Annotated in this window: 24 protein-coding genes; 20 read left to right on the forward strand and 4 right to left on the reverse strand. The window is 41.4% G+C overall.

Annotation, left to right across the window (positions count from 1 at the left end):
- Window positions 1-53: 53 nt before the first annotated feature.
- The 5 genes from ACESMA_RS04085 (at window position 54) to ACESMA_RS04105 (ending at window position 8,627) form a co-directional block, all read left to right on the forward strand.
- The gene (locus ACESMA_RS04085) at window positions 54-437 is read left to right on the forward strand and encodes a four helix bundle protein (RefSeq protein WP_372947494.1); all 384 of its coding nucleotides are present in this window, start codon (window positions 54-56) and stop codon (window positions 435-437) included.
- Window positions 438-532: 95 nt separating this feature from the next.
- Window positions 533-1,783: a DUF1015 domain-containing protein gene (locus ACESMA_RS04090; RefSeq protein ID WP_372947495.1), complete on the forward strand. Its 1,251-nt coding sequence runs from the start codon at window positions 533-535 to the stop codon at window positions 1,781-1,783.
- Window positions 1,784-1,911: 128 nt separating this feature from the next.
- Window positions 1,912-4,893, forward strand: a complete 2,982-nt coding sequence (locus ACESMA_RS04095) for a PEP/pyruvate-binding domain-containing protein (RefSeq protein WP_372947496.1) — start codon at window positions 1,912-1,914, stop codon at window positions 4,891-4,893.
- A gap of 192 nt (window positions 4,894-5,085) precedes the next feature.
- On the forward strand, window positions 5,086-7,413 hold the full coding sequence (locus tag ACESMA_RS04100) for a sodium-translocating pyrophosphatase (protein WP_372947497.1): 2,328 nt from the start codon (window positions 5,086-5,088) through the stop codon (window positions 7,411-7,413).
- Window positions 7,414-7,613: 200 nt separating this feature from the next.
- Window positions 7,614-8,627, forward strand: coding sequence for a dihydroorotate dehydrogenase-like protein (locus tag ACESMA_RS04105; protein WP_372947498.1), 1,014 nt, complete (start codon window positions 7,614-7,616; stop codon window positions 8,625-8,627).
- Window positions 8,628-8,693: 66 nt separating this feature from the next.
- Here ACESMA_RS04105 and ACESMA_RS04110 read toward each other — a convergent pair whose 3' ends face one another.
- Together ACESMA_RS04110 and ACESMA_RS04115 are read right to left on the reverse strand one after the other, a co-directional pair.
- A complete protein-coding gene (locus ACESMA_RS04110) occupies window positions 8,694-9,893 on the reverse strand; it encodes a SpoIIE family protein phosphatase (protein ID WP_372947499.1) in 1,200 nt (399 codons plus the stop codon).
- Complete coding sequence (locus tag ACESMA_RS04115) at window positions 9,877-10,803, reverse strand: PAS domain-containing protein (RefSeq protein WP_372947500.1); 927 nt, start codon at window positions 10,801-10,803, stop codon at window positions 9,877-9,879. The genes ACESMA_RS04110 and ACESMA_RS04115 overlap by 17 nt, the downstream gene beginning before the upstream one ends.
- 172 nt (window positions 10,804-10,975) lie before the next feature.
- On the opposite strand from ACESMA_RS04115, the gene ACESMA_RS04120 reads away from it, so the two are divergent.
- The 11 genes from ACESMA_RS04120 (at window position 10,976) to ACESMA_RS04170 (ending at window position 19,840) form a co-directional block, all read left to right on the forward strand.
- A complete protein-coding gene (locus ACESMA_RS04120; RefSeq protein WP_372947501.1) occupies window positions 10,976-11,320 on the forward strand; it encodes a hypothetical protein in 345 nt (114 codons plus the stop codon).
- Window positions 11,320-11,739, forward strand: coding sequence for an ATP-binding protein (locus ACESMA_RS04125; protein WP_372947502.1), 420 nt, complete (start codon window positions 11,320-11,322; stop codon window positions 11,737-11,739). The genes ACESMA_RS04120 and ACESMA_RS04125 overlap by 1 nt, the downstream gene beginning before the upstream one ends.
- Window positions 11,736-13,103: a [Fe-Fe] hydrogenase large subunit C-terminal domain-containing protein gene (locus tag ACESMA_RS04130; protein ID WP_372947503.1), complete on the forward strand. Its 1,368-nt coding sequence runs from the start codon at window positions 11,736-11,738 to the stop codon at window positions 13,101-13,103. The genes ACESMA_RS04125 and ACESMA_RS04130 overlap by 4 nt, the downstream gene beginning before the upstream one ends.
- Window positions 13,090-13,437 carry a DRTGG domain-containing protein gene (locus tag ACESMA_RS04135; protein WP_372947504.1) on the forward strand — a complete coding sequence of 116 codons (348 nt, stop codon included), beginning with the start codon at window positions 13,090-13,092 and terminating at the stop codon, window positions 13,435-13,437. The genes ACESMA_RS04130 and ACESMA_RS04135 overlap by 14 nt, the downstream gene beginning before the upstream one ends.
- A 55-nt stretch (window positions 13,438-13,492) precedes the next feature.
- Entirely contained in the window at window positions 13,493-14,233 is a 741-nt protein-coding gene (locus ACESMA_RS04140; RefSeq protein ID WP_372947505.1) for a PHP domain-containing protein, read from the forward strand.
- Window positions 14,230-14,778 carry an ATP-binding protein gene (locus ACESMA_RS04145; protein ID WP_372947506.1) on the forward strand — a complete coding sequence of 183 codons (549 nt, stop codon included), beginning with the start codon at window positions 14,230-14,232 and terminating at the stop codon, window positions 14,776-14,778. Before ACESMA_RS04140 ends, ACESMA_RS04145 begins: the two co-directional genes overlap by 4 nt.
- Before the next feature lie 24 nt (window positions 14,779-14,802).
- The gene (locus tag ACESMA_RS04150; RefSeq protein WP_372947507.1) at window positions 14,803-15,198 is read left to right on the forward strand and encodes a (2Fe-2S) ferredoxin domain-containing protein; all 396 of its coding nucleotides are present in this window, start codon (window positions 14,803-14,805) and stop codon (window positions 15,196-15,198) included.
- Between the two features lie 2 nt (window positions 15,199-15,200).
- Window positions 15,201-17,012, forward strand: coding sequence for an NADH-ubiquinone oxidoreductase-F iron-sulfur binding region domain-containing protein (locus ACESMA_RS04155; protein ID WP_372947581.1), 1,812 nt, complete (start codon window positions 15,201-15,203; stop codon window positions 17,010-17,012).
- Window positions 17,013-17,030: 18 nt separating this feature from the next.
- A complete protein-coding gene (locus ACESMA_RS04160) occupies window positions 17,031-18,782 on the forward strand; it encodes an NADH-dependent [FeFe] hydrogenase, group A6 (protein ID WP_372947508.1) in 1,752 nt (583 codons plus the stop codon).
- Window positions 18,783-18,884: 102 nt separating this feature from the next.
- Window positions 18,885-19,256, forward strand: coding sequence for a four helix bundle protein (locus ACESMA_RS04165; RefSeq protein WP_372947509.1), 372 nt, complete (start codon window positions 18,885-18,887; stop codon window positions 19,254-19,256).
- Between the two features lie 74 nt (window positions 19,257-19,330).
- Window positions 19,331-19,840, forward strand: a complete 510-nt coding sequence (locus tag ACESMA_RS04170) for an NAD(P)H-dependent oxidoreductase subunit E (protein WP_372947510.1) — start codon at window positions 19,331-19,333, stop codon at window positions 19,838-19,840.
- 178 nt (window positions 19,841-20,018) lie between these two features.
- Here ACESMA_RS04170 and htpG read toward each other — a convergent pair whose 3' ends face one another.
- Window positions 20,019-22,073, reverse strand: a complete 2,055-nt coding sequence (gene htpG / locus ACESMA_RS04175) for a molecular chaperone HtpG (RefSeq protein WP_372947511.1) — start codon at window positions 22,071-22,073, stop codon at window positions 20,019-20,021.
- Between the two features lie 214 nt (window positions 22,074-22,287).
- Here htpG and ACESMA_RS04180 point away from each other — a divergent pair, with 214 nt between their 5' ends.
- Window positions 22,288-23,781, forward strand: a complete 1,494-nt coding sequence (locus tag ACESMA_RS04180) for an aminotransferase class V-fold PLP-dependent enzyme (protein ID WP_372947512.1) — start codon at window positions 22,288-22,290, stop codon at window positions 23,779-23,781.
- Window positions 23,782-23,815: 34 nt separating this feature from the next.
- Entirely contained in the window at window positions 23,816-24,568 is a 753-nt protein-coding gene (locus ACESMA_RS04185; RefSeq protein WP_372947513.1) for a patatin-like phospholipase family protein, read from the forward strand.
- A 40-nt stretch (window positions 24,569-24,608) separates the two neighbouring features.
- Here ACESMA_RS04185 and ACESMA_RS04190 read toward each other — a convergent pair whose 3' ends face one another.
- Window positions 24,609-24,908, reverse strand: a complete 300-nt coding sequence (locus tag ACESMA_RS04190; RefSeq protein WP_372947514.1) for a hypothetical protein — start codon at window positions 24,906-24,908, stop codon at window positions 24,609-24,611.
- Window positions 24,909-25,353: 445 nt separating this feature from the next.
- On the opposite strand from ACESMA_RS04190, the gene ACESMA_RS04195 reads away from it, so the two are divergent.
- Both ACESMA_RS04195 and ACESMA_RS04200 read left to right on the forward strand, forming a co-directional pair.
- Complete coding sequence (locus ACESMA_RS04195; protein ID WP_372947515.1) at window positions 25,354-26,016, forward strand: B3/4 domain-containing protein; 663 nt, start codon at window positions 25,354-25,356, stop codon at window positions 26,014-26,016.
- On the forward strand, window positions 26,017-26,568 hold the full coding sequence (locus tag ACESMA_RS04200) for a 1-acyl-sn-glycerol-3-phosphate acyltransferase (RefSeq protein WP_372947516.1): 552 nt from the start codon (window positions 26,017-26,019) through the stop codon (window positions 26,566-26,568).
- Window positions 26,569-26,609 lie beyond the last annotated feature (41 nt).

Genomic DNA, 26,609 nt, shown 5'->3' on the forward strand with positions numbered 1-26,609 from the left:
TTTCTGAAAATGTACTTGATACTTAAATTTTAATAATTGTTTTAAAAGCCATTATGCAAAACTATCATGATACTATTTTTGATTTTGAAACATTAGAACTTTATAAAAAGTCACTTGATTATATCGATTTCATTTATGATTTAATAACCCATTTGCCTCAAAATGAGAAATATGAATTAACCAGTCAGTTAAAAAGAGCATCTCATTCCATAACGTTGAATATTGCTGAAGGATATGGTGAGTCTGTTCCTCTTGCACTGAAATATCTAAAAACGGTACGTGGTTCAATTCGTGAATGTCTTGCCTGTTCAACAATTGCATTCAGAAGAAAATATATTGATGAATCTTTATATTTTGAATCAAGGAAATTGTTAACGGAACTTTCAAAATTAGCAGCTGGTTATCGTAATTATTTAAGTAAGAAGTTGAATAAATAAGTATTTTAGGAATCATAAATTTTGGAGATAGTAAATGCTTTTGAGACACCTCATTTGCTCATTCTACTCAATCTCCCAATAACTTAAATATTGATATGGCAAACGTAAAACCATTCAGGGGGTTACGGCCTCCAAAAGATATTGCGGAAGAGTTGGCCTGTTTACCTTACGATGTAATGAATTCTCAGGAAGCAGCCCAAATGGCCGAAGGAAAGAAAAAATCGTTGTTGCGTATTACCCGCGCTGAAATTGAGTGCCCGGAAGTTGAGGATATTCATTCTGAAAAAGTTTATAACAGAGCGCTGGAAAATTTCAGGGCGTTTCAGGAAAAAGGATGGCTGGTGCAAGACGATGAGCCTAAGTATTACATATACGCCCAAACCATGAACGGGCGAACCCAATATGGCATTGTGGGAGGCGCTTCCTGTGCTGATTACGAAAACGGATTGATAAAAAAACACGAGTTAACCCGGCCCGAAAAAGAAGAAGATCGGATGGTGCTTACCCGCTATCTGAATGCCAACATCGAGCCGGTTTTTTTTGCATATAAAGCCGTTCCCGAAATTGATGCCATCGTAAACGAAGTTATCTCAAACAATGAACCTGTTTACGATTTTATAGCCGAAGACGGTTTCGGACATCATTTCTGGGTAGTAAATGGTGTTGAAAAAAACAAGGCCATTCAACAACTTTTCGAAACTAAAGTTCCTTGTACTTATGTGGCTGACGGGCATCACAGAACAGCAGCCGCAGCTCGAATCGGGCTTGAAAAAACTGCTCAAAATCCAAATCATACCGGCGATGAAGAATATAACTTTTTTATGGCCGTCCATTTTCCCGATAACCAGTTGCAGATTATCGACTACAACCGGGTGGTTACTGACTTGAATGGATTATCGGAAGCAGGTTTTTTAGCAGAACTGAGCAAAGCTTTTGAGTTAGAAAACATGGGTTCCGAAACTTACAAACCGGCCCGTTTGCACGAATTCAGTCTGTACCTTGGTGGCAACTGGTACAAACTAACTGCCCGCAAGGGAACGTTTAACGATGACGATCCCATCGGTGTTCTCGATGTAACCATTTTATCCAACCACGTTTTGGGGCCGATTCTTGATATTACCGATTTGCGCACTTCAAAGCGAATAGATTTTGTGGGCGGAATCCGAGGTTTGGGTGAGCTGAAAAAAAGGGTGGATTCAGGCGAAATGAAGGCAGCTTTTGCCCTTTTTCCGGTTTCCATGCAACAACTTATCGATATTGCCGACAGTGGAAACATTATGCCACCAAAAACTACCTGGTTTGAACCTAAACTTCGCTCAGGGTTGGTCATTCACAAATTGGATTGACAATGAAATTCAGATTTTAATGAAAGGTTCTGTAGGTTTTACAGAGCCTTTTTTGCATTTCAAACTTTCCAAATTCTGTATAACTTTCCTGAAAAATCGCTAATTTCAGCGAATTAAATTTGACATGTATGAATTTTAATATAGAAGACATTACACTTGCAAGTATTTATAAGCGCAAAAAAACTGACAGGGATATTTTTCAGGAACTCATGCCTTACAAGGTGAAGGAAGTTTTGCTGGTTGCTACCCTTTACGATTCATATACCATTGTTCGTGAAGGACAATTCAGCGATAAAATTTTTGGAGAATACCTTCAGTTGAATTTGTATGCAGCACCCCGTTTTACCAGTGTAAACTCCACTGAAGATGCGCTGCTGACACTTGAGCATAAAGATTTTGATTTAATTATTGTAATGGCCGGCCTGGATAAAGATTCTGCTGTTGAAACTGCACGTGCAATTGGAAAGCTGCGCCCTCGAATTCCGCTTCTGCTGCTGGCAAACAACAACTCCGATCTGCGCTTTTTTCAGGCAGAAGGACGAAAACTGGACTTTATTGACCGGATTTTTGTCTGGAACGGAAACTCCAACGTTTTTCTGGCCATGATTAAATATATTGAGGACAAAAAAAATGTGGCCCGCGATACGCAAAACGGGAATGTACGTGTAGTATTGCTGGTGGAAGACAGCATTCAGTATTATTCGCGCTATTTACCCATGCTGTACACCACAATCATGACCCAAACCCAGATTCTGGTGCAGGAAGATGCCAAGGATGAATTGCACAAGATTTTAAAAATGCGTGCCCGTCCCAAAGTTATACTGGTGGATACTTATGAAGAAGCTGTTCAGATAATTAACAGCTACCGCAGGTATATGCTTTGTGTTATTTCTGATGTGAAATTTGAAAAAGATGGAAAAGAAGACGGCGATGCTGGCATTGAGTTGCTCAAGTTTGCCAAAAGCACCTTAAAATATCCTATTCCGGTTTTACTTCAATCACAGGAAATTTCGAATGCAGCCCGGGCTAAAGAAATTCAGGCTGAATTCATCAATAAAAATTCAGAAAGCCTTTCAATGGATATTCTGAATTTTCTTTACCGGCGGCTGGGGTTTGGTAATTTTGTTTTTAAAGGAAAAGATGGAAAACCCATTACCGAGGCTGCAAATTTGAATGAATTCCAGGAAAAATTCAGGGAAATTCCTGCAGAAGCATTATTGTATCACGGACGCCGGAATTCTTTTTCAACCTGGCTAATGGCGCGTGGTGAAATAAACATGGCTGAACTTCTGCGTCCGATTAAAACGGAAGACTTTGAATCGGCGGAAGAACTTCGCCAGTTTTGCCTCGATGTTTTTAAAACTTCCCGGTTCGAAAAACTGAAAGGTACAATTGTGAACTTCGATCCTTCGCTGGTAAATTCCAACCGGCTGGTTGTTCGTATGGCAAAAGGTTCATTGGGTGGAAAGGGCCGCGGAATTGCTTTTATCTGCAACTTCATTGAAAATATTGATTTTCATAAACTAATTCCTGATTTGAATATCCGTATTCCGGCTACTGCGGTAATTGGCGCGCTTGAATTTGATAAATTTGTGGAAACCAATAATTTGTATGAAGATATTTATTCGCTGAACGACTATAATTCCATACGGCAGCATTTTCTCGATTCCGAATTTGATGAAAAAATCAGAGAACGACTCCTGGAGTATGTAAAAGGGGTTGACAAGCCCCTCGCAGTAAGGTCATCGGGTTTGTTTGAAGATTCGTTACTTCAACCCTTTTCGGGGGTTTATTCAACTTACCTTATTCCTAATAATCACCCCGATTTGGAAGTACGTTACCAGCAGCTTGAAACAGTAGTAAAATTAGTTTATTCCAGTATTTTTACTGAGTCCGCACAAGCCTATTTCGAAGCCATAAACTATAAAATTGAAGAGGAAAAAATGGCTGTTGTTATCCAGGAGGTAGTGGGGCAGAATTACAACAATAAATATTATCCTACCATTTCCGGAGTTGCACAGTCATACAATTATTATCCGGTATCGTATATGCAGCCCGAGGATGGATTTTCAGTTGCAGCCGTGGGTTTGGGAATGTATGTGGTTGGCGGTGAAAATTCATTTCGGTTTTGTCCCAGGTATCCCACTATTAATCCAACCACAATTGGCGATTTGCTAAGGAATTCTCAAAAAGACTTTTATGCCATCGATCTTTCTGTTTCAGAAATTGATTTGGTTACTGCCGGTGAAGATGCATTTATTAAAAAATACCGTATCAGAGAAGCAGAGCAAGATGGTACTTTGGAACATTCCGCATCAACCTATTTAATGGAGAATGACGACCTGGTGCCAGGTATTCAGGGTGAGGGACCAAAAGTAATTGATTTTGCCAATATTCTGAAATACAACTATCTGCCACTTTCAGAAACATTGCAAATACTGCTAAAACTATTTAAAGAGGCTATGGGTTCTCCTGTTGAAATAGAATATGCACTGGATCTTGATTCAGCCGAAAACGGACTGCCCACTTTTTATTTGCTCCAGATTAAACCACTTATCAGGGTGGAACAACAGGTTGACATTGACCTTGGACAGGTGGATGAAGAAAATGTTTTTATGTATGCTGAACGTGGCATGGGAAATGGAAAAATTGATACCATTAAAGATGTGGTTTATGTTGATCCTGAAATGTTTGACAAAACCAAAACCCGCCAAATGGCAACCGAAATAAGCAAGCTAAACCAATATTTTGAAACCCACAAAAAAGAATATATTTTAATTGGGCCGGGAAGATGGGGATCCCGCGACCCGTTTACCGGAATTCCAGTATTGTGGGCCAATATATCAAAAGCACGCGTAATTGTTGAAATGGGCTTGCCCAATTATCCACTCGATGCTTCTTTGGGATCGCATTTTTTTCATAACGTTACTTCTATGAACGTTGGTTATTTTTCAGTCCCGCATAATACCAGCGACGCAAAACTGAATATGGATGTTTTAAAACATCAAAAACTGGTAAACGAAACAGGCTTTATTAAACATGTTGAATTTGAGGAACCACTTACTGTGTTAATGAATGGGAAAGATCGCCATGCACTTATTCATTTTTAACATGAAGTGTTAATTTATTTTCAATCTGAATGGAATATACAATACTGAAATTTGGCATTTAATTTTATAGTATATCTTTGTCCGTTGGAGAAATTTTTTGTGACAGTAGCCAGACTTTAATTTTTTATTCAAAATAAAAACAGAAATTTTTAATCTAAACCGTAACATTTGTTACATAAAAATTATCATCTTATGAGTAGCATGTTTATTTTAGTTCCATTTGCTTCCATTCTTGCATTGGTTTTTGCCTGGTTTTTCTTCAAATCGATGATGAAGAATTCGGAAGGTACTCCCCGTATGATTGAGATTGCGCAGTATGTAAGGGAGGGCGCAATGGCTTATTTAAAACGGCAATACAAAGTAGTAGCCATTGTATTTATTATTTTGTTTGCGCTGTTAACAATTATGGCCTATTTCAATGTTCAAAATCCATTTGTGCCGGTTGCCTTTCTTACAGGTGGTTTTTTCTCAGGCCTTTGTGGTTTTCTGGGAATGAAAACAGCAACATTTGCTTCGGCGCGTACCGCTCACGGTGCATCGCAGTCGTTAAACAAAGGTTTGCAGGTAGCATTCCGCAGTGGAGCCGTAATGGGTCTTGTGGTTGTTGGCTTTGCACTGCTCGACATTGCTGCATGGTTTTGGATTTTGAATGAGTACGTTTATACTCCCGACAACATGGCCAATGGCCTTCACTTTTTAGGGTTAAACCTGGTTCATGCTCATCCTGAGTATGTAACAAACGGACTTATCAACTCTGCCGGAGAACGGGTTAAATTAATTGAGATTACTGTAACCATGCTTACATTTGGTATGGGTGCTTCTACGCAGGCTTTGTTTGCACGTGTTGGCGGTGGTATTTATACCAAAGCTGCCGATGTAGGTGCCGACCTGGTTGGTAAAGTGGAAGCCGGTATTCCGGAAGATGACCCGCGTAACCCTGCAACAATTGCCGATAATGTTGGTGATAATGTTGGTGATGTTGCCGGCATGGGCGCAGACCTTTACGAATCGTATGCCGGTTCAATCCTGGCAACTGCAGCATTGGGAGCATCCCTGCCTGCATTGGTAATGCAGGATGCAGGACTTACGGCTTACCAGGCAGTTCTCGCGCCAATGATGGTTGCTGCAATTGGTATTATCCTCTCGATTCTTGGCATTTTTATGGTTCGTACAAAAGAGTCGGCTACACAAAAAACTTTGCTTAACGCACTTTTACTGGGAACCGGTGGAAGTTCTCTTTTGGTTTTAATTGCAATGGTAGGCCTGGTAATGTTAGGTTGGGTAACCTGGGGTGTTTTCTGGGCAGTGGTAATAGGTTTAGCGGCCGGTGTAATCATCGGGCAGGCTACTGAGTATTTTACTTCCGATGAATACAAACCAACAAAAGGAATTGCCAAACAAGCTCAGCAGGGACCTGCTACAACAATTATTGATGGTCTTGCAGTGGGAATGTATTCTACCTGGATACCGGTTGTAACTATTGTATTGGGAATTATGGGAGCATTCTGGGCTGCCGGAGGCGCACAACATTTTGCAATGGGCGTTTACGGTATTGGGTTTGCTGCTGTGGGAATGCTTTCAACCCTTGGTATTACGCTTGCTACTGATGCTTTTGGGCCAATTGCCGATAACGCTGGCGGAAATGCAGAAATGGCTGAACTTGATCCTCAAGTACGCGAACGTACTGATGCGCTCGATATGCTTGGAAATACAACTGCAGCCACAGGTAAAGGTTTTGCCATCGGTTCTGCAGCACTTACTGCCATGGCACTTATTTCAGCCTATATGGAAGAAGTGAGATTATGGTTCGATAAAATTGCAAAAGCAGGTGAAGGCTTTGTTACCAAAGGCGGCTATGTTTTCTATCATGATGTGGCACCTGTTGTTGAAGATGGTGTAGAAGTTATAAAAATTTCAACTGCTTCGGTTAAACAATTTTCTGCTGCGTATGATATTACCCTGTTCAATCCATTGTTCCTGGGTGGAATTTTCCTCGGATCGATGATGGCTTTTGTTTTCAGTGCCATGACAATGAAAGCAGTTGGTCGGGCAGCAGGCGCCATGGTTGACGAAGTACGTCGCCAGTTCCGCGAAATTAAAGGAATTCTGGAAGGAAAAGCAATACCTGAATATGCCAAATGTGTTGAAATTTCAACAAAAGGCGCACAACGCGAAATGATGCTTCCTTCGCTGGTGGCTATTTTTGTTCCGGTAATTGTTGGAGCAGCCATGGGTGTTGCAGGTGTGGTTGGTTTGCTGGCAGGTGGTTTAACAACAGGTTTTACCCTGGCAGTATTCATGAACAACGCCGGAGGCGCATGGGACAACGCTAAAAAATTCATTGAAAAAGGAAATTACGGCGGTAAAGGTGGAGAAGCTCACAAAGCAGGTGTTGTTGGTGATACCGTTGGCGATCCATTTAAAGATACTTCTGGTCCTTCACTGAATATTTTAATCAAATTGATGACAATGGTTTCAGTTGTAATGGCCGGTTTAACCGTGACATTAAGTTTGATGTAACCAGTGTTTTTTTTAAAAAAAAAGCCATCTGCAAGCCCTGTAGGTGGCTTTTTTATTGCTTTTTTTGAAAGACATATCATTCAACTATATTCCCCATAGATATTATTGAAGGGAAATTCAATACAATTTAAATTCATTCTTGAACAAAATCTTTTTATATTTAGTTTTTTAATTAGAATATTAACTAAAAATCAAAGGATATGGCAAATCTTTCTGTTACCTACATGGGTATAAAACTGAAAAGCCCGCTTATTTTGGGCTCATGTAATCTGTCAATGAAACCTGGCGTTCCGGAACAACTCGAAGAAGCCGGAATTGGTGCAATAGTATATAAATCGCTTTTCGAAGAACAGGTTCAGTTGGAAGACCTGCAAATGTCGGAAGATTTATCAGAGTATGAGTACCGGAATGCTGAAATGGAGCGACTGTTTCCAAGTATTGAACATGCCGGACCCAAAGAACACCTCTTCAATCTCGAAAAACTCAAAAAGAGTGTAAACATTCCTGTTTTTGCAAGTTTAAACGCCATTTACGAACCTACCTGGGTTGAATATGCAAAGTTGCTGGAAAAAACCGGAGTTGATGGTTTGGAGCTTAATTTATATGCAGAACCCGGGTATTTTGAAATTTCGGGGCAGTCTATTGAAGACAAGCAGGTACAAATTGTGGAAGCTGTTAAACAGGCTGTAAAAATACCTGTGAGTGTTAAATTAAGTTTGTATTACTCAAATCCTTTGAACTTTATTAAAAAGATAGATGAAGCCGGTGCAGATGCTTATGTGCTTTTTAACCGGCTCTTTCAGCCCGATATTGATTTAGATGATCAGGAATTTCATTATTCATGGAACCTGAGTAACCGCAAAGATCATCTGCTTGCCCTTCGTTTTGCCGGTTTGTTATACGGAAATTTGGATGGCAGTATTTGTGCCAGCAGGGGAGTTTACAATGCCAAAGATGTTATTAAACTGATACTTGCAGGTGCCGACACGGTGCAGGTGGTTAGTACTGTTTACAAAAATAAACCAGAGGTTATTTCGGATATTTTAATAGATATAAATCGCTGGATGGATGAGCATGAATTCAAATCACTCGATGATTTCAGAGGTAAACTTTCGCGTAAAAATCTGAAAGATCCGTTTGTTTATCAGCGTGGACAATACGTCGATATTCTGATGAAGTCGGAAGAAGTATTCAAAAAATACCCGATGAAATAAAAATTACAGATATTAAAAACCAAAAAAAAACAGGGGCTTTAACAGTTCCTGTTTTTTTTGATTTTTTTACAGGTATTCAATTTCAACATGTTTAAAAAATTTGTTGGTCAGAATTTTAATAATACGTTTCACCACAAATTTTCTTAATTCAAGTTCCAGAGGCTGTTCCGGGTCCTGATGTGCCCAGTTAATACGGGTTCCTAAAATAATTTCAATGCTGTCGTGCTGTAAAAGCAACTTTACAACTTTTTCTGCCGGGCTGTCCTGAAGCCGGATTTCGCTGTTATAATTTTCCAGTAATTCTTCCACTTTCCCCAAGGTAAGAATTCCTTCGGTTACCATTTCAAATCCATCCATATGGGCAATTGGCGGCAACATTTCAGGATTTTTGGCCAAATGTTCTATTTCTACATTAATGTCAAGTTCACGGGCAATAATTTCGGCAGTTGTTCCGCCGCAAATAATTTTTTTTCCGTTGAAACTTTTAATGCGATCTGCAAAATCGTAGTCTTTTATTTTATAAAAAGGCGGTCCGGTAATGAGCATAAATTTCCGTGGTTCCCTGAAATAAATAACACCGCAGGTTGTATCGTCCTTCACTTCAAAATTATCGTTCATTGCTGCCTGGTTAACTATTTTTCGGGCCAGTTTTGAGGCGGAAATATCGGGCATCCGGTTTGCCTGGTTCAGAGCAAAATCGTAAACATTTTCAATTCCCCAACCCATTGGGTACCGTTTGTTTCCCAATCCTGACTGCACCACACCATCAGACAAAAAAACCATCCGGTCTTCTTTGCGGGCAGTAAATTCGCGGCAACGAAGCAGTTTACCCACATTCTCCCTGCCACGCACTTCCAGTTCATATTCTTTAGGTTGAAACAGTTTTCCGTTTCTGATTATCAAAACCGGCGGATTATCGTAATTGATAATTCGAACCTGCCCGTCGGTTTCCAATTCAATAATTGTAAAGGTGGCATAACTCTCTTTACCGTCGCTGCTTTTTGGCAATGCCTCCATAATAATCCGTGCCGAAATTTCGGGTTTGGTGTGAAAACGGGTATATTTTAAGGCCATGGTGGCAGTTAGTGTTGCCAGCACACTGGCTTTTATTCCGTGGCCTATTCCATCACTCAACACTAAAATAGTCCGGCCCTCTTCCCTGAAAATATCGGACATAAAAACATCGCCGCAGGCAATTTCACCTTTTGGTTTTTTTTGCTGAACATCTATTTCAATGTGGTAATTGGGATTATTGGTCGTCACCATATCTGTACGATTGAATGATTGAATTCAGTAATTCTTCGGTTTCTGCTGCATTTTCGCCAAGCAGGTGGGCAATTTTCTGAACGGTGTCAATATTCTGTTCTTTAATGCGTTGCGCCCGGTTTATAATTTCATCGCGGACAAGCAGGGGCGCCGACATGTCGCGAATTACGGCTCCAACTACCTTTTGTTTATACAACGTAACCACCGAAATATGCAGTAGTTTATTGCTGAATTTAATATCCCGTTCCAAAATTTCTTCGCCCGACGAAAGAATGCTCGACATCATTTTGAAAATAACTTCAGGAACCAGTACTTCAACATCGGCCCCTTTTAACCCGGGAATGGTTTCATACAACTCGGTTGTTTCTTCACCCATTAGCCGTGCAAAACTTTCGTTCGAATCCACAACTTTGTGGTTTTCGTCCATCATTATAATTCCTACGTTGATTTTATGCAACATGTGCGACGAAATTTCCATCGACTCCTGTGCTTTTTCCAGGCGTAATTCGGTTTTTTTCAGTTTGGTTACATCGTTTATCGATCCAACAATGCCAACAACTTCACCTTCGTTATTATGGATAGTTGCTTTATTTATAACAACATCCATGCGCGAACCATCCTTTTGCCGCACCTGGGTTTCGTACATCTGAACATCAGGATTGGCAAGCAACTCCTGGTCTTTATGGTAATAAATTTCGGCCATATGTTTGGTATGAATGTCGTAAACCGATTGCCCGATAATCTGTTCCCTGGGTTTTCCCGAAAACTCCTCGTGTGCTTTGTTGCACATTTGGTAAACACCCTTTAAATCTCTGTAAAATATGGGAATGGGTAGTGCATCAAAAATTTTCTGGTAAAATTCCGGATCTTTTATATTACCCGGCAGAAAAGACTTTTTATCGTAAATCATTTTTAGTTTTTTTCTGGTAAAAATTCAGTCGGAAAAATAGTGAATAAAAACCTTATTTACATTCATTTTAAATCTATTTAAAAACAGGAATTCTTGATATTTGGCATAAATTGAGCTTAATCTTACATTATCTTTGCTGAAAAGATTTTACAACCAATTTTAATTACTAACCGTGAAGATTAGTGACATTATAAAATATACTGAAGCGCATGTTGTTTCCGGAACATTAAAAAACGATAAAGAACTGGATAAAGCATTTAGTTCCGATTTAATGAGCGACGTGCTTACACTCGATGAAGATAATATTCTGCTTGTTACGGGCCTTGCCAATCTGCAGTTGATACGTACTGCTGAAATGGCTGATATTCATGTTATTTTGCTTGCCCGAGGAAAACAAGCCACTCCCGATATGATTGAGCTGGCCAACGAAAATGGCCTCGTATTACTGGAAACATCATTTTCCATTTACAAAGCAAGTGGAATTTTGTATTTAAACGGTTTAAAAGCGGTGTATTAATGGCGCTTGAGCTGGAATTTAAAATATCAGGAGGTGATTTTTCCAATGCAGGAAAAGCTTCGAGTCACATTAAAAAGATGTTGAAGCAACTGAACATTGATGCCAAAAGTATAAAAAGGGTGGTGGTTGCTGTTTATGAAGCTGAAGTAAATGTAGCTGCACACGCATGGGATGGGATAGTAAAAGCAACCATTGGCGAAAATGATATTATTATAGTTGTATCAGACCGCGGGCCGGGAATTGAAAATATTGAACAGGCCATGCAGCCTGGGTTTTCAACCGCTTCAAAAGAGGTGCGGGAAATGGGTTTTGGCGCTGGAATGGGCTTATCGAACATCAAAAAAAATACCGATGAATTAAGCATTGAAAGCCGGGTGGGTGAAGGTACAACATTAACTTTCAGGTGTTATTATTCATGAAAGAAAAACAAAAATACCATGCTTTGAAAGTGGATACAGAAAAATGTTTTGGCTGTACCCACTGTATGAAAAGTTGTCCAACTGAGGCCATTAGAATTGTTAACGGCATAGCGGTAATTGATCCTGGGCGTTGCGTAGATTGCGGGAACTGCCTGCGGGCCTGTCCGGCTGATGCCATTTATGTTGTTCACGACAATATAAGTCAGATTGAAAATTATAAATACCGCGTGGTTTTGTTTCCCTCGGTTTTCGTGGGTCAGTTTTCTGAGATTTATTCTGAAGGACAGATTTATGAAGCTTTGCTGAAATTAGGTTTTACACATATTTTTGAAGTAGAGCAACCGGTTGAATGGTTGATGGAATCGGTTAAAGAAAGCCGGAAAGAGGTGGCAGAGGGTCCGCTGATTTCTTCGTTTTGCCCGGCTGTGGTGCGTTTGATTCAATGCAAATATCCGTCGCTGGTTAACAATATTTCCCGCAGGAAAGCACCTCACGATTTAGCAGCTCATTTTGCCATTCAGCAATTGAAAAAGAAGGGAGCTACAGAAAACGAAATCGGAATTTTTTATGTTTCGCCATGTTCGGCAAAAATGGCAGCGGTGAACCAGCCGGTTGCTGAAAAAGAATCCATTGTTACGGGCATCATTAATATGAAAGATTTGTATAACCGCCTCATGAAACTGATTCCGGTAAAAGAGCAGATTAACACTTCAGAATACAGAAAATATCTGAGTAAAGAAGGGATTTTGTGGAGTTTGCCACGTGGCGAAACTTCGTGGTACAAAAAAAAGTCAATGGCTATTGACGGCATTCATAATGTGGTGAAATTTCTTGAACGACTTGAAAATGATGAAGTTCCCGAATTCGATTTTCTGGAACTGAAATCGTGCAACCTGGGTTGTGCCGGGGGAATTCTTTTAACCGGGAACCGGTTTCTTACAGTGGAACGTTTGCAAAAAAGAGCTGCACAATATCCAAAAGCCAGTCAGATTTTAACGCACGAGTGGGATAAGGAAAGCACGAAAGCCAAACTGGTTTCAGAAAAAATTGAACCAAAACCGGTATTTGTACTGGATGAAAACAGGACGCGTGCGCTCGAAAAAATGCAAAGAATAAACAATATTCTTTGCCAGTTGCCAGGCATCGACTGCGGCGGTTGCGGAGCTCCCAACTGCCACGCCCTGGCCGAAGATATTGTGCAGGGAAAAGCCCGGATGACGGACTGCGTTTTCTTGCAGAATAAATATGTGAAAGAACAAAAAATTAAACCGGAAAAAGCGTATAAAAACCTGGAAAAAAAGTGGGGTGAAAAACGCTTTGAAGCCGATTGTAATAAAAAAGGAAGACGAAATGAAGGTTTCTGATTTGGTGGAAAAATACAAACTGAAAGTTTTTGCCGGTGAGCAGGTACTTGATAATGAAATTTCAGGCGGATATGTTTCCGACCTGCTGAGCGATGTGATGGGGAATGCTGCCGAAAATGAGGTATGGATTACCCTGCAAACCCACCAAAATATAATGGCCATTGCTTCGCTGAAAGATTTGGCCGCGGTTATTTTGGTGAAAGGCCTTGAACCGGATGAAGACACCCTGGAACGTAGCCGGGATGAAGGAATTCCGTTGCTGGGAACAGATAAAGGAACGTTTGAAATGGCCGGAAAACTTTTTGCTGATTTAAATTCAGATTCGAACCAGTAATTGATTTTTCTGAGTTTCTCTCTTTACTTTGTACTTACATCTAAAATCTGTTATTATGAACAAATACAGGGCCGATTTACATATTCACACGTTGTTGTCGCCCTGTGCCAGTCTGGAAATGACACCGCAAGCTATTGTGGAAAAAGCCAAAGCAAGTGGCTTGCATATTATTGGCGTTACCGATCATAATTCAACAAAACACAGTTTGCTGGTTAAAAAGCTTGCCGAAAAGGAAGGGATTTTTACGTTAACCGGCGCTGAAGTTACCACAAAAGAGGAGGTACATTGTCTTGTTTTTTTTGAACAACCGGAACAACTAATTCAATTTCAGCAATATATTGAAGAAAATATTACCCGTATTCCCAACTCTGAGGAATACTACGGATACCAGCCGGTAATTGAAGAGGATGAAAATATTCTGGAGATGGTGCCTTATTATTTGCCGGCTGCACTAAAAGTTGGAATTGAAAAAATTCAAAAGCGTGTTGATGAGCTAAATGGACTGTTTATTCCGGCACATGTTGATCGATCTGTTAACGGAATATTAAGCCAGCTTGGGTTTATTCCACCCTCGTTAAAGTACGATGCACTGGGGCTTTCAAGACATGGTTCAGAAAAACATGTTATAGAACAATATGTTATACAAAATAAAACCACCTTTATTCGCAATTCCGATGCACATAATCCCGAACAAATTGGCGAAATTTACACCGTTTTTAATTTGGAAGAAATTAATTTTTCAGAGATAAAAAAAGCATTGAATCAACAAGATAACCGATTTTGTGAATTGCCATGAAAACCATCTCAGACCATGTGCTTGATATTGTGCAGAATTCGGTGAGTGCAAAAGCAACATTGATTGAAATCATAGTTGAAGAGGACAAAAAAAGTAACCTTTACAACCTGACTATAAATGACAACGGCTGCGGAATGAGCAGGGAAGTTTTGGAGCAGGCAGTCAATCCGTTCTTTACATCGCGAACCACCCGGAAAGTTGGACTTGGTTTGCCGCTTTTGAAACAAAATGCAGAAGCGACCGGTGGTTCATTTAAGATTAATTCCGAACCCGGAAAAGGAACAGAAGTAAAAGCCGTGTTTCAGCTTGGCCATTTGGACCGGCCTCCGATGGGCGATATTTGGAATACCTGGTTTTTGAACCTGCTGAGCCACCCGGAAATTCGTTGGATTTACAGACATAGCACCGAAGTAGGTTTTTTCGAGATGGATTCCGCGGAATTACTAACAATGCTTGAGGGAGTCTCTCTTCAACAAAAAGAGATAAAACAAGCCATTATTGATATGATAAAAAACAACCTTGATGAGATAGAAGCAAGTAAGTAAAATAAAAAAATAACCGTTTCAACTATGACAAAAATAAAAACACTGGCTGACCTCCGCAGAATTAAAGAGGAAGTTCAGTCCAAAATCAAATTAAGAGAGAACAGCGATCATCCCGAACAACTGGTTCAGGTTAAGGTGGGAATGGCAACGTGCGGGATTGCATCCGGCGCCAAAGAAACCATGAAATATTTTGTGGATGAGCTGGAGCAGCAAGCCATTGATGCCGTGGTTACACAAACCGGATGTATGGGATATTGTTATGCCGAACCGACCGTAGAAGTTACCCTGCCGGGAAAAGACTCCGTGGTTTTTGGTTACGTGAATAAAGAAAAAGCCGAAGAAATAATTGATGTGTATATTAAGCGCGGCGAACTCATTGATGGCGTTATTCCGGTAACATTTAAAACGATTGACGATTAACAATTTTCAACCAATCAGATATGACCGATTATAAAATACATCTGCTCATTTGCGGCGGAACCGGCTGTAAAGCAGCAGAAAGTGATGAAATAAAAAACCAATTGAAGCATTGGATTGAGGAAGTGGGTCTGGAGGACGAAGCGCAGGTGGTTTTTACCGGTTGCTTCGGATTTTGTGAAAAAGGCCCGATTGTAAAGGTATTGCCCGACAATACTTTTTATGTTGGTGTTACACCTGCCGATGCTGAGGATATTGTAAAAGAGCACCTGGTTAAAGGAAGGATGGTTCCGCGGCTACTTTACAAAGACCCCATTACCAACCAGCAGATTAGCGATTCCAAAGGCATGGATTTTTACAAAAAACAAACACGAATTGCCCTCCGGAATTGTGGTTTTATCAATCCTGAAAGTATTGATGAATACATTTCGCGCGATGGTTATGCCGCTTTGGGAAAATGCCTTACTGAATATTCGCCGGAAGAAACCATAAAAGAAATTAAAGAATCTGGTTTGCGGGGTCGTGGCGGTGGCGGATTTCCTACCGGATTAAAATGGGAAATCACCCGAAAATCAGAAGCTGATCAGAAATACGTGGTTTGCAATGCCGACGAAGGCGACCCGGGTGCGTTTATGGATCGTTCCATTCTGGAAGGCGATCCACACTCGGTAATTGAAGCCATGGCCGTTTGCGGGTATTGCATCGGCGCCGACAAAGGCCTGGTTTACATCAGGGCAGAATATCCACTTGCCATTGAACGACTGAAAACAGCATTAAATCAGGCACGCGAATATGGTTTGCTGGGTGATGATATTTTGGGAACCGGTTTTAATTTTGAAATTGATATTCGGCTTGGAGCCGGAGCTTTCGTTTGCGGCGAAGAAACCGCGCTAATCCATTCCATGGAAGGTTTGCGGGGCGAACCTACTTTTAAACCACCGTTTCCGTCCGTTTCAGGTTACCTGGGAAAACCTACCAACGTGAACAACGTGGAAACTTTTGCCAACATTCCGGTTATCATTAACAAGGGAGCAAGCTGGTTCAACAAAATTGGTACTGAAAATTCGAAAGGAACCAAAGTATTTGCATTGGCCGGAAAAATCAACAATGTTGGTTTGATTGAAGTCCCCATGGGAACCACGCTACGTGAGGTTATTTATGATATTGGCGGCGGTATTAAGGATGGGAAAGGGTTTAAATCGGTTCAAACCGGTGGGCCCTCCGGTGGCTGTTTAACCAAAGATTTTCTGGATACTCCAATTGATTATGACAATTTGCTTGCTGCCGGTTCCATGATGGGTTCGGGTGGAATGATTGTGATGGACGAAGACGATTGTATGGTTGGAATCGCCAAATTTTACCTTGAATTTACCCTGGAAGAATCTTGCGGAAAATGTTCGCCATGCCGTATTGGAAACAAACGCCTGCATGAAATTCTGGAGAAAATTACCAATGGGAATGGGGAGGAAGTTGATATTGAACGGCTGAAACTATTGAGTAATGTTATAAAAGATACATCGCTTTGCGGGCTCGGTCAAACATCGCCCAACCCGGTTTTATCCACCATTCTTAATTTTGAAGATGAATACCTGGCACATGTTAATGAAAAACGTTGTCCGTCTGGCCAATGCAAAGCGTTACTGAAATACGACATTATAGAAGATTTATGCACCGGTTGCACATTATGTTTCCGCAACTGCCCGGTGGGAGCCATTACCGGCGAAAGAAGGCAACCACATTACATCGACCAGTCGCTTTGCATTAAATGCGGAGTGTGTTACGAGAAATGCAAATTTAATGCTATTAAACTTTCATAGAAAAGAAATACAGGAACAATGGATACAGTACAATTAACCATAGACAACAAACCGGTAGTCGTTCAAAAGGGGATTACCATTCTTGAAGCGGCTTCAAGTGCGGGCATACATATCCCTACACTTTGCCACATGAAACTGGATGATTTAAATATTGAAAACAGACCCGGAGGTTGCCGCATTTGTGTAGTGGAAGTGGAAGGGCGACGCAATTTGGCGCCTGCTTGCTGCACGGAGGTAGGCGAAGGAATGATCATTAATTCTCATTCCATCAGGGTGATAAATGCCCGGCAAACGGTGCTGGAACTTATTCTTTCCGACCATCCGGCTGATTGTCTGATTTGTGCCAAGTCAGGAAAATGTGATTTGCAGGATATGGCGCATCACCTTGGAATACGTGAGATTCATTATAAGGGCGAACAGTCAACATATCGCGAAGATACCTCGCCGGCCATTATCCGCGATGTGGACAAGTGCATTATGTGTCGCCGTTGCGAAATGATGTGTAACGAAGTACAAACAGTTGGCGTACTTTCTGCCATCAATCGTGGTTTTAATGCGGTGGTTTCACCCGCTTTTGAAATGAATCTCGACCATTCGGTTTGCACCTATTGCGGGCAATGTGTAGCAGTTTGTCCAACAGGCGCTTTAACCGAAGTGGACCAAACCGCCCATGTTGTCAGGGCACTATCCGATCCTTCCAAAACCGTAATTGTGCAAACAGCTCCTGCTGTGCGTGCTGCACTTGGTGAAGAATTTGATATGGAACCAGGAACACTCGTCACGGGAAAACTCGCCGCTGCCCTTCGCCGGCTTGGATTCAATTATGTGTTTGATACCGATTTTGCGGCCGACCTTACCATTATGGAAGAAGGTACCGAAATGTTAAACCGTCTTTCACGGTTCCTTGAAGGCGATAAAAGTGTGAAATTGCCCATTCTTACTTCTTGCTGCCCAGCCTGGGTGAAGTTTTTTGAACACCAGTTTCCTCAGTTAAAAGATATTCCTTCTACTGCGCGCTCACCACAGCAGATGTTCGGCAGTATAGCCAAAACCTATTTCGCTGAAAAAATGGGCGTTAAAAGGGAAAATTTAGTAGTGGTTTCCATTATGCCTTGTGTAGCCAAAAAATACGAATGTGGCCGCGATGAGTTTAAAGTGAACGACAATCCGGATGTAGATTATGCCATTACAACCCGCGAACTTGCCGGATTAATTAAGCTGGCCAATATCAATTTTAGCAAACTGCCCAATGAGGATTTCGATTTGCCTATGGGTGAATCAACCGGTGCAGGTGTTATTTTTGGTACCACTGGTGGAGTAATTGAAGCTGCGGTAAGAACTGCATACGAATTATACACTAAAAAACCACTTCCAAAACTCGATTTCCACGAACTGCGCGGAATGGAAGGCATCCGCCAGGCAACAATCGATTTTGCCGGATTTCCACTAAAAATTGGGATTGCCCACGGATTGGGAAATGCCCGTAAACTACTTGAAAGAATAGAGTCGGGTGAAAGTGAGTTTCATGCCATTGAAATTATGAGTTGCCCGGGTGGCTGCATTGGTGGCGGTGGCCAGCCTTACCATCATGGAAATGCCGAAATTCTGAAAAAACGTCAGATGGCCATTTACCAGGAAGACAGCAATAAGAAAATTCGCAAATCGCATGAAAACCCATACATTATTCAGCTTTATGAAGAATTCCTGGGTAAACCGATGAGTGAAAAAGCGCACCACTTATTGCATACAGAATATTTTGACAGAACGTGAAGAAAAAGTCACTGGTCATCAGTCACTAGTCATTAGGAAAAAGAAGTAAATGGTCATTAGGGAAAGAAGTCATTGGGAGAAGAATAAGAAAAAAAGATAATTATGAAATTGGAAGATTTAAAAGTTTATCAGTTGGCAATGGAAATTGCAGATGACGTCTGGTTTCTTGTTGACAAATGGGATACTTTTCAAAAATGGACTACCGGAAAACAACTGGTTGATGCTGCAGATTCCATGGCTGCCAATATCAGCGAAGGTTACGGAAGATATTTCTATAAGGAAAACCAGCAGTTTCAGTACTATTCCCGAGGTTCTCAATCCGAAACAATTACCTGGCTAACAAAAGCTCACAACCGAAAACTTATTTCCGATGAAGTTTTTAACGATTTTATGAAACGGCTGGAAGAACTTGGAAAACGGCACAACAATTACATCAAATCTATTGGCCGGACTTCCACTCCTAATGACCAATGATCAATGACCATTGACAGTTCTTTTAAAACGGAATAATTGAATTTTTAAAGAGAAATACCAAAAATATTGATGTCATGCCAAAAATAAAACTTGCAGAAAATACAATTCAGATTATTAAGGATGTTTGTGCTGAATTCCACAACAGCGAGGGCGAACTGATTAATGTTTTGCATAAGGTTCAGCACAAGCTCGGCTACTTGCCTGCTGAAGTGCAGGAAGTTATTGCCAAAGAGCTTAAAACATCAGTGGCGAAAGTTTATGGGGTGGTTACATTTTATAGCTTTTTTACCATGATTCCCAAAGGGGAATTCCCCATTTCCATTTGCATGGGAACAGCCTGCTACGTTCGTGGCGCCGAGCAGGTTTTGAGTGAATTTAAAAGACAACTAAAAGTTGAAGTGGGAGAATCAACCGACGATGGAAAGTTTTCATTGAACTGCCTGCGTTGCGTTGGTGCTTGCGGACTTGCACCCGTGGTAATGGTAGGCGAAAAAGTCTTCGGAAGGGTGGCGCCTACCCAGGTAAAACAAATTATTGCTGAATACCGCGAGGGTTGTCCATCTGAAGTGGCAAAATCAGCTTAAAATTTCTGAATGTGAAATGTTGTTTGAAGTGAACCGGTAAAAAAACTAACGTGCCGGGTTTATTTATTGGTTCAAAAAAAACGCCTGGTTGAATTTCAAACAGGCGTTTTTTATAGGTGGCGCGAATTCCGATTCGCGCATTTTATTAATTACGGCGATTCCAAATCGTCGGTTCCTGTTACTTTATCATCTCAACACTGCGTTTTACAAATTTGTCCAAATCGGCACCTTTAAGTATTCCGTTGGCCAGAAGAGCCAAATCAACCAATTGTTTGGCCAGCTTGTTCTGCTTGCCAAAACCGGTCAGTTTTTCCCGTTTGCTTTCTTCCAGTTTGGCCAGTTCACTGTTCATGCTGTCCAGTTTTTCTTTGTCGGCCTGAGGAACTTCTTCCTCTTTTTTACCTTCTTTTGCTTTCTCCATTTCGCTGATTTCAGCTTTTTTTGCATCAATGTCAGCCACGAGTTTTTCCAGCGCTTTGCCTAACTTTTTGTCTTTGGCTTCCACTACTTTTTTCACCAACGGATGGGCGGTATTCACAACCAAATTCAGACTATCGGGCATATCGCCGTAAAAATTCATGCCGCCCTGGGCCGCGCTCATGTCTTTCATGCGGCGCATAAATTCGCTGCGGGTAATCACCATCGGGCTGCCGTTTTCGCCCAAATCCTGGAAATCGACTAAAAAGTTGTGGCTGTTGGTTTCAGGGCAAACGGCCTGGAAAACCGGCGAAAGTTCCTGTTTCTGTTCCCATGTAAGCTCTTCTTTTGATGAATCTTCTTTTTTGATGAGGTTTTCCACTACATCGGAATCCACACGCACAAATTGTTTGTCGGAATCTTTTTGTTCGAACCGGCTGATAATGTGCGGCGCCAAAACATCGTCGAGAACCAGCACATCGTAGCCTTTACTGCGGGCCTCTTCCACAAACGTGTATTGTTCTTCTTTGTTGGTGGTGTAAAGGTAAACCAGTTTTTTGTCCTTGTCGGTCTGGTTGTCTTTAATCAGTTTTTCGTACTCTTCAAAAGTAAAATATTTGTCTTCCGTGTTTTTAAAGAGGAAAAATTTCATGGCACGTTCGTAAAATTTATCGTCGGTAAGCATTCCGTATTCAATAAATATTTTCAGATCGTCCCATTTTTTCTCGAATTCGTCGCGTTTGTCTTTGAATATTTCAGCAAGCCTGTCGGCCACTTTTTTGGATATGTGGCTGCTTATTTTTTTAACGTTCGAATCGCTTTGCAGGTAAGAACGGGAGACGTTCAGCGGAATGTCGGGCGAATCAAGAACCCCGTGCAGCAAAGTCAGAAATTCAGGTACAATTCCTTCCACCGAATCAGTAACAAATACCTGATTGCTGTAAAGTTGAATTTTGTTTTTCTGAACCTCAAAGTTGTTTTTGATTTTCGGGAAATAAAGAATTCCGGTGAGGTTAAACGGGTAATCTACATTCAGGTGAATGTTGAACAGCGGTTCGTCGGCCATGGGGTAGAGTCGACGATAAAAGTTTTGGTAATCTTCATCTTTCAGGTCAGCCGGCATTTTGGTCCAGGTGGGTTCGGTGTCGTTAATCTGATTGTCTTCGCCTGTGTCCATCTGCTTGCCGTCTTTCCACTCTTTTTTCTTTCCAAATAATACCGGAACCGGTAAAAATTTGCAATACTTTTCAAGAATTTCGGAGATTTTGTGTTCTTCCAGAAACTCTTCCGAGTCGCTGTTAATGTGCATTACAATGTCGGTTCCTACCTCGGTGCGTTCAGCATCATCAATGCTGTATTCAGGCGTGCCGTCGCAGCTCCATTCTACGGCTTTTGCTCCTTCCTGGAACGATTTGGTGATGATTTCCACTTTATTGGAAACCATAAACGAACTGTAAAATCCAAGTCCGAAATGCCCGATGATGGCGTTGGCATCCTTTTTATATTTTTCGAGAAACTCGTTGGCGCCCGAAAAGGCAATCTGGTTGATGTACTTTTCAATCTCTTCAGCCGTCATCCCAATTCCGTTGTCGGAAACGGTAATGGTTTTGGCTTTTTTGTCCAATTTTACTTTTACTTTCAGATTGGTAACATCGCCGTTGTATTCTCCTTTCGATGCCAGCGTTTTCAACTTTTGCGTGGCATCCACCGCATTCGACACAATTTCCCGGAGGAAAATGTCATGATCGGAATAAAGAAATTTTTTAATGATGGGGAACAGATTTTCACTGGTTACGCCAATTTTTCCTGTTTGCATATTTTTCTGTTTTAAATGATACTTTTTATATGTTTTGCTCCCTAAGGTCAAACCCTGTGCCACGCAGCATTTCTGACGATTTGTCACAAATACCGGCCTTCATCTGGTGACTTTCAGTCACCTGATGAATCATTTCACTTTACACAGGCAAAAAAGAGATTGAAAAAACCTGATGAATTTTAGGTTGTATTCCCTTAAAAGAAGCTTATTTTGCATGCAAATTATCTCGAAGAATTCGCGTATGAGCAATCTGGAAAATTATTTCGCTTCGTTCAGAAAAAATATTGTGGGGATTGAACAGGATTTTGAGTCGGCTTACGGAAAGCAAAAAATAGTTTATGGCGACTGGATTGCCAGTGGCCGGCTTTACAAGCTGATTGAAGAAAAACTTACCAATGAATTTGGACCGTTTGTGGGCAACACCCACACCGAAACCAGCGAAACCGGTTTGCTGATGACACATGCCTATCACCGTTCACACGAAATTATTAAAAGGCATGTAAATGCCGGGCCAGATAATGTAATTATCACTGCCGGGTTTGGCATGACTTCGGTAATCAATAAGTTTCAGCGCATTTTGGGCTTAAAATATTGTGGTAGGTTATCTCACTCCAAATGTTTGCAGGAACGCGAACGACCGGTGGTTTTTATTACTCACATGGAACACCATTCCAATCAAACCTCGTGGTACGAAACCAGCGCCGAAGTGGTGATTGTGGAACCTGGCGAAGGAATGCTGGTTGAACCTGAAAACCTGCGCAAGGAACTGGAAAATTACAAGGACAGACCATTTAAAATAGGTTCATTTACAGCCTGTTCCAATGTTACCGGAGTGCGAACTCCATACAAAGAATTGGCCCGCATTATGCACGAATACGGCGGCGTTTGTTTTATCGATTTTGCCGCATCGGCGCCCTACGACGAGATTGATATGCACCCGGCAGATCCGCTGGAAAAACTTGATGCAGTGATGTTTTCACCTCACAAATTTCTGGGAGGTCCAGGTTCGTCCGGCGTTTTGGTTTTCGATGTTTCAATGTACAAAAACGAGGTGCCCGACAATCCCGGCGGCGGAACAGTGGACTGGACCAATCCGTGGGGAAAATACAAATATGTGGACGACATCGAAGCGCGTGAAGATGGCGGAACACCAGGTTTTCTGCAATCGATAAAAGCAGCGCTCGCTTTCCGGTTAAAAGATCAGATGGGCATTGAAAATATCAGAAAACGCGAAGAGGAGTTGCTTGATCGTGCTTTTAAGGGATTGGACGAAGTGCCCGGCCTGAAAATTCTGGCCGACAATGTACGCGACCGGCTTGGCGTGATTTCGTTTTATATTGAAGGGATTCATTATAATCTGATTGTACAGATTTTAAATGATATGTATGGCATTCAAACCCGCGGTGGGTGCGCCTGCGCCGGAACTTACGGCCATTTTTTACTGGAAGTGACCTACGAACAATCGCAGGAAATTACCGACAAAATCAACCACGGCGATTTGTCCGAAAAACCCGGTTGGGTGCGGTGGTCACTGCATCCCACAATGACCGATGCCGAGGTGGATTTGATGATTACCGCGCTGAAGAACATCGTGCAAAACATTGACCAATACCAAAACGATTACATTTACGACAACCGCAAAAACATTTTCTGGCACAAAAACGACCCGGATGATGAGGAGTTAATGCAGAAGTGGTTTTCTTTGTAATTTTAATTACTGAAATTTCTAAACACTACGAGAAATGAAAAAATATAAAACCGGTTTGGTACTTAGCGGTGGCGGAACCCGCGGATTTGCTCATCTTGGAGTAATTGCTGCCCTCTATGAAAAAGGAATACGGCCCGATGTTATTTCCGGAACCAGCGTGGGCGCCATTGTGGGCGCTTTTATTGCCAGCGGAAAAACACCCGAAGAAATTTTGAAAATTTTCAATAAAGGCTGGTTTTTCAAATACACCAACCTGCACATTCCTTTAGACGGGATGTTAAAACTGAACGGATTGCAGGAAGTCATTCAAAAAGAAATTTCGTATAAAAACATTGAAGATTTGCCCATACCCTTTTTCATTTCGGTTTCGAACCTGAACACCGGAAAAGTGGAATACAAAAACAGCGGTCCGCTTGACAAAACCATCCTGGCATCGTCATCTATTCCGGTGTTGTTTTCGCCGGTTTTACTGGATGGCCAAAAGTATGTGGATGGCGGCCTGGTGGATAACATTCCGGTTGAACCCATCAAAAATGATTGCGAAAATATTGTTGCGGTTAATATTAGTCCGCTGAATCCGCGCGAAAAGTTCAAAAACCTCATTCAGATTGCCACACGCACCTTTTATATGAGCGTAAATGCCAATATGAGCGAGGTAAAAAAATATTCATCAGTTTATATTGAGCCTGAAGGAATTGATACTTACGACATCCTCAGCTTAAGTCATGCACAAGAGTTGTACGAGTTGGGTTACAATTCGTTAAAAAAACAGGAATTGCCTTTTTGATTTTTGGGAGACTCTGTTCGTTCATTTTGTAAAAAAGTGTCTATTTGTTGCCTCCTGCATCCTCATCACTTACAAGTTTTTCATCGACGAATTTTTCTCCTTCAATAATTTTTTTCTCCACTTTACCAATTCTGTCTTTTTCATCTTTTGTCCGGATTTTTTCAATTATCCAGTTTAATGGCGGAAAATAAGTTGCCAGTAAAAACAAACTGGCAATCAGAAAAATATATCCCAGTGGAATAAAGGGAATAAACATAAAAAATGAGCCCAGGATCAACAGAATTAAACCGGCAACCAAACGGATATATTTTTTATGTTCAGAATTAATTTTCAAACTCATATTTTTTTGTTGAAAGACAATTTATGTGTTAAAAAATCCAATGTTGTGCCAATGTTCTCCGGCTAAAAAAATAATTATGGAAGTTCATTGAATTACAAAGTATTGGGTAGTGCACATTGTTAAAACCCGAAAAAGAATTTTGTCCATCAAATTCCACAGGTTTGTAGAAAATGCGTGCTCGTCTAAATGCAAATTAGCAAAAAAAGAGGTCGCAAATAAAATCAATAATTACAATTATTTGTTCGAAATGAATTGAGGTATTGAGCCTGATTTACGGTCTGTTGGTCCACTGATTTGGATTGGTTTAAGTTTATATTAGAACAGGAAACGTGGGAACAAAAAGCAAATGAGATGGAAAGCATTGTGGCTGAAAAAAAATAAACTGCCACGGTTAAATGGCTTTTCCCTGCATTTTGGTTAGTTTTGGGGCGAAAAAAAACAAAAAATGATACCTGTTTCCGTTTCAGAAGAATTAAAAATCCTTGTGCCGGATGTTACCCTTTCATGCATCGAATGTGATGTGGTGGTAATGGAAGATAATAAAGCATTATGGGCTGAAACAGAGGAAAAGACAAACAACCTGGCTGCATCACTCAAGGTGGAAGATATCAGCCGGTTGCCCGCCATTGCAACCTCGCGGCGCGGGTATAAAGCCTGCGGAAAGGACCCGGCCAGGTACAGGTTATCGGCTGAAGCACTGCTGCGGCGAGTGGTTCAGGGAAAAGGATTGTATCATGTGAACAATGTAGTTGATTTGCTGAACCTGGTGTCCGTTTCCACCGGTTTTTCCATTGGCGGTTACGATGTCGAAAAAATTGAAGATGAAGCCGTTTTTGGGATTGGACTTGAAAACGAACTCTACGAAGGCATTGGCCGTGGCGAACTGAACATCGAATCGCTGCCGGTTTTTCGCGACAAACTGGGGCCTTTTGGAACGCCTACCAGCGATTCGGTGCGCACTTCAGTAACCCGGAATACAAAACGTTTTTTGATGATAATCATTGATTTTGGAGCTTTAACCGAACTGGAAGATGCCACGGAATTGGCGGTGAACCTGTTGAAAAAATATGCAGGTGCTACAAATATGGAAATTAAGGAATTAAGATAGATGAAAAAAATTAGTGCGTTTTTACTGAAGCTGCTGGGCTGGAAAGTTGAAGGATCTGTGGCGCCCGAGCCCAAATGTATCATCATTGGTGTGCCGCATACCAGTTCATGGGATTTTGTAATTTCCTACCTGTTTTACGCTTCACTTGGCGGAAAAGCCAGTATTCTGGTAAAGAAAGAGTTTTTTTTCTGGCCTGCCGGCTGGTTTGTCCGGAAAATGGGCGGCGTTCCTATTGACCGATCTAAGGGGGCCAACGTAATTCGTCAAGCCGTGCACCTGTTTAATTCCATGGACCACCTGCATCTGGCCATGACACCCGAGGGAACGCGGAAACGGGTGGTTCGCTGGAAAGCCGGATTCCACTCCATTGCCAAACTGGCCAATGTGCCGGTTTACCTGGGCAGCTTCGACTGGGGCCGCAAAGTGATTTCCATCGGCGAAAAATTTGAACTCACCGACGATGCCCAGGCCGACATCCGACGTATGAAAGATTACTACCGCGAAAAAGGTATTCAGGGAAAATTCCCGGAAAATTTTACTACGGAATATTAGTTTTTATCCTGTTTTTAATTGGCAGAAGCCGGAAGCAGGAA

It is taken from the genome of Mariniphaga sp. (assembly GCF_041687215.1).
GTDB lineage: Bacteria > Bacteroidota > Bacteroidia > Bacteroidales > Prolixibacteraceae > Mariniphaga.

Coding starts and splice junctions, on each gene's coding strand:
- ACESMA_RS04085 (WP_372947494.1), top strand. CDS start 54: ATGCAAAACTATCATGATACTATTTTTGATTTTGAAACATTAGAACTT.
- ACESMA_RS04090 (WP_372947495.1), top strand. CDS start 533: ATGGCAAACGTAAAACCATTCAGGGGGTTACGGCCTCCAAAAGATATT.
- ACESMA_RS04095 (WP_372947496.1), top strand. CDS start 1,912: ATGAATTTTAATATAGAAGACATTACACTTGCAAGTATTTATAAGCGC.
- ACESMA_RS04100 (WP_372947497.1), top strand. CDS start 5,086: ATGAGTAGCATGTTTATTTTAGTTCCATTTGCTTCCATTCTTGCATTG.
- ACESMA_RS04105 (WP_372947498.1), top strand. CDS start 7,614: ATGGCAAATCTTTCTGTTACCTACATGGGTATAAAACTGAAAAGCCCG.
- ACESMA_RS04110 (WP_372947499.1), bottom strand. CDS start 9,893: ATGGTGACGACCAATAATCCCAATTACCACATTGAAATAGATGTTCAG.
- ACESMA_RS04115 (WP_372947500.1), bottom strand. CDS start 10,803: ATGATTTACGATAAAAAGTCTTTTCTGCCGGGTAATATAAAAGATCCG.
- ACESMA_RS04125 (WP_372947502.1), top strand. CDS start 11,320: ATGGCGCTTGAGCTGGAATTTAAAATATCAGGAGGTGATTTTTCCAAT.
- ACESMA_RS04130 (WP_372947503.1), top strand. CDS start 11,736: ATGAAAGAAAAACAAAAATACCATGCTTTGAAAGTGGATACAGAAAAA.
- ACESMA_RS04135 (WP_372947504.1), top strand. CDS start 13,090: ATGAAGGTTTCTGATTTGGTGGAAAAATACAAACTGAAAGTTTTTGCC.
- ACESMA_RS04140 (WP_372947505.1), top strand. CDS start 13,493: ATGAACAAATACAGGGCCGATTTACATATTCACACGTTGTTGTCGCCC.
- ACESMA_RS04145 (WP_372947506.1), top strand. CDS start 14,230: ATGAAAACCATCTCAGACCATGTGCTTGATATTGTGCAGAATTCGGTG.
- ACESMA_RS04150 (WP_372947507.1), top strand. CDS start 14,803: ATGACAAAAATAAAAACACTGGCTGACCTCCGCAGAATTAAAGAGGAA.
- ACESMA_RS04160 (WP_372947508.1), top strand. CDS start 17,031: ATGGATACAGTACAATTAACCATAGACAACAAACCGGTAGTCGTTCAA.
- ACESMA_RS04165 (WP_372947509.1), top strand. CDS start 18,885: ATGAAATTGGAAGATTTAAAAGTTTATCAGTTGGCAATGGAAATTGCA.
- ACESMA_RS04170 (WP_372947510.1), top strand. CDS start 19,331: ATGCCAAAAATAAAACTTGCAGAAAATACAATTCAGATTATTAAGGAT.
- htpG (WP_372947511.1), bottom strand. CDS start 22,073: ATGCAAACAGGAAAAATTGGCGTAACCAGTGAAAATCTGTTCCCCATC.
- ACESMA_RS04180 (WP_372947512.1), top strand. CDS start 22,288: ATGCAAATTATCTCGAAGAATTCGCGTATGAGCAATCTGGAAAATTAT.
- ACESMA_RS04185 (WP_372947513.1), top strand. CDS start 23,816: ATGAAAAAATATAAAACCGGTTTGGTACTTAGCGGTGGCGGAACCCGC.
- ACESMA_RS04190 (WP_372947514.1), bottom strand. CDS start 24,908: ATGAGTTTGAAAATTAATTCTGAACATAAAAAATATATCCGTTTGGTT.
- ACESMA_RS04195 (WP_372947515.1), top strand. CDS start 25,354: ATGATACCTGTTTCCGTTTCAGAAGAATTAAAAATCCTTGTGCCGGAT.
- ACESMA_RS04200 (WP_372947516.1), top strand. CDS start 26,017: ATGAAAAAAATTAGTGCGTTTTTACTGAAGCTGCTGGGCTGGAAAGTT.